General features: G+C 44.1%; 5 protein-coding genes. 1 reads left to right on the top strand and 4 read right to left on the bottom strand.

All coding sequences use genetic code 11. The features are described from left to right. Window positions 1-51: 51 nt before the first annotated feature. A complete protein-coding gene (locus CCB157_RS18140) occupies window positions 52-711 on the bottom strand; it encodes a hypothetical protein (RefSeq protein WP_238594747.1) in 660 nt (219 codons plus the stop codon). A 124-nt stretch (window positions 712-835) separates the two neighbouring features. Here CCB157_RS18140 and CCB157_RS17455 point away from each other — a divergent pair, with 124 nt between their 5' ends. After that, the gene (locus CCB157_RS17455) at window positions 836-1,039 is read left to right on the top strand and encodes a hypothetical protein (protein WP_143287114.1); all 204 of its coding nucleotides are present in this window, start codon (window positions 836-838) and stop codon (window positions 1,037-1,039) included. Window positions 1,040-1,068: 29 nt separating this feature from the next. Here CCB157_RS17455 and CCB157_RS17755 read toward each other — a convergent pair whose 3' ends face one another. The 3 genes from CCB157_RS17755 to CCB157_RS17750 form a co-directional block, all read right to left on the bottom strand. Next, window positions 1,069-1,221, bottom strand: a complete 153-nt coding sequence (locus tag CCB157_RS17755; protein ID WP_158077362.1) for a hypothetical protein — start codon at window positions 1,219-1,221, stop codon at window positions 1,069-1,071. A 19-nt stretch (window positions 1,222-1,240) separates the two neighbouring features. Then, the gene (locus CCB157_RS16155) at window positions 1,241-1,582 is read right to left on the bottom strand and encodes a hypothetical protein (RefSeq protein WP_077616859.1); all 342 of its coding nucleotides are present in this window, start codon (window positions 1,580-1,582) and stop codon (window positions 1,241-1,243) included. Window positions 1,583-1,887: 305 nt separating this feature from the next. Continuing rightward, on the bottom strand, window positions 1,888-2,179 hold a 292-nt coding region (locus CCB157_RS17750; protein ID WP_158077361.1), incomplete at its 5' end, for a hypothetical protein.

The raw sequence follows: 2,179 nt of genomic DNA, 5'->3' as shown, positions 1-2,179 counted from the left end.
CATCGTTTTCGAAATTAAAATAATATAAGCGGACCAAATGGCCCGCTTCACTTATTTCACTGGTGTCAATTTTGCTGGCGCTTCATTTTGAATAATGTCGCCATCTTCTGCTTCAAATGTATAACTAGGAACCCCACCAGATCCCAATATTGTGTTTACTTTTGGGTATCCAGTTGAATCATACACAATGAAATTGCTGCCTTCACCGATTGGCTGTACTTTATATCGTCCAGGCTTTACATCATCGCCGACTGTGAATTTTCCTGCTTCAAGACGAATCGGAGCGCCATTAGCTTTATCGATTTGACCACGCAGTGATGATAGTTTGTCTTGAGCTTCTGAAATCTGCGATTTTAACTCCCGTAAATCATCTTTTGCTGATTCTACTTGTTGCTTCATAGTGTCACGATTTGCTTCAAGTTGTTTGAGCTCGTCATACTCGTTTTGCTTGCTCGCAAGTTCGGTTTGTAGCTGAGAAAGCTGATCGGATTTTTCTTTGTACTCTTTTTCGATGTCAGACAATTTTTGAACGACATCATTATATGATGCGACTTTTCCATTGAATTTTCCTCTGAAGTTCTTTTGTCCAGCTTCATATCCCGAGCTATATCCGGCATTGATCAGTATAGCAACTACAATGATCACAACGACAATAATAGCTATTCTTCGAAACCATTTGTTTTTCAGAAACCCCATTTTCTCTGATATCATTTTCATTCACCCCCATAAGTTGATAATATTCGACCTAATTCTGGTAAATCCCTTCTATTTATGTATAAATTCAATGATTTTTTTGGTAATATAAGAACAAACGTTCTTATATAAGGGTGATCGTATGGTCAAACATTGGATTGACGAAAAAGGCCGCCTCGTCGGCCGGTGTATGTACTGCGATCGTGTCGGCCGGGCGGAGAATTTGCGGAAATTGCCGCTTCGATATCTTGGTGATGATCGTGTACCTGGGTGGGAATATTGTCCGAATTGCTATGATATGGTGTTGAAGGCGTTTCGCGAACTGCCTTGGCTTGAGGAGAAATAAAAAGCCGCCCGTTGTAGGGCGGTAATATTTCATATCTCCTCATTTTCTTCTTTTTCTCTTTGTTCTATCTTTTTCAAGCCATTTACTATTGCTTTGATGTAGAATTTTTCTAAACTCCAATTTACTTGAATATATTCATCCAAATGCTCTAAGATAATTTTTGCTTTTTCTTCGTTTGTCATTTTTTGCTCCTTTCATTTTTCAGGTTCGGGCCAGAGCCCGAGCCCCAATAATCCGCCCCTGATCGTCGCGCACAGCGTCATCGACGATCAGGACGTCAACCCTTTGACCTTTTACGGCTTGGGCGACCAACGAGGATACAATATAGACGGTGTCCGGTTGCGGATCCGGTAGCCCTTCAACCTCGCCGAATTGCGTGCGATTGATAGAGATCGTCACGCCATCAATGTCTACCGTGCCCACTTGGACGCGGTTCGTGGCGCATCGGGCGACAGTGCCCGACGGCGGGATGATGATTTCTGTCCCGTCCGCTCCGTTCGGCATCAGATTGATCGAATGCGGCGTAAGATTCACAATTTTCATCTTTCTTCCTCCTCTTCAATGTCGAATGTCATGCTTCCGCAGTTCGCACAAGTTCCATTTGCGAACCCGAATCCGTCATCAATGCTACCGCAACCAGCACAAACGACGACGGTCTTTCCTACATCGTCTGCGGCGAGGGCCGCTCGTGCCTCGCAATCTGCGCAAAGTGAACCATGTATTAGAACGAAGTTCCCGCATTCAGCGAAATTCATGCACGGTTCACCAAAAATTCCTTCGTACAAATCCATATTATCCTCCTTCCATTCCCGCGGTACTTAGCTTCGCCCCGCGGGAGGCGATGATTTTCAAGCATGTTCGCGGCAGTATTCGAGATATTCTTCGCGTTCTTCATCGGATACCCAATCATCGGCGAATTTTTCGAAGTCATCGCCATATCCGAACCAGAAATCCCAAACGCTGTCGATCCGATCGTCATCGAGCCACTCTACAAAATTGTCGAAGGATTCAACTTGAAAGTCTTTTGAGATGCACCATTGCACGAATTTATCGGCCGCGAAGCTCCAATCAGAATCGGATCTATGGAGATTCAAGAAAATATTTTTGATACGATCTTTTTTGCTCGGTATGAGCTCGCCG

The sequence above is a fragment of the Caenibacillus caldisaponilyticus genome, from assembly GCF_002003465.1.
Taxonomy (GTDB): Bacteria; Bacillota; Bacilli; order Bacillales; family Sporolactobacillaceae; genus Caenibacillus; species Caenibacillus caldisaponilyticus.
The sequence above is the reverse complement of the archived record's forward strand: the minus strand, read 5'-3'. Positions and strand labels throughout refer to the sequence as shown.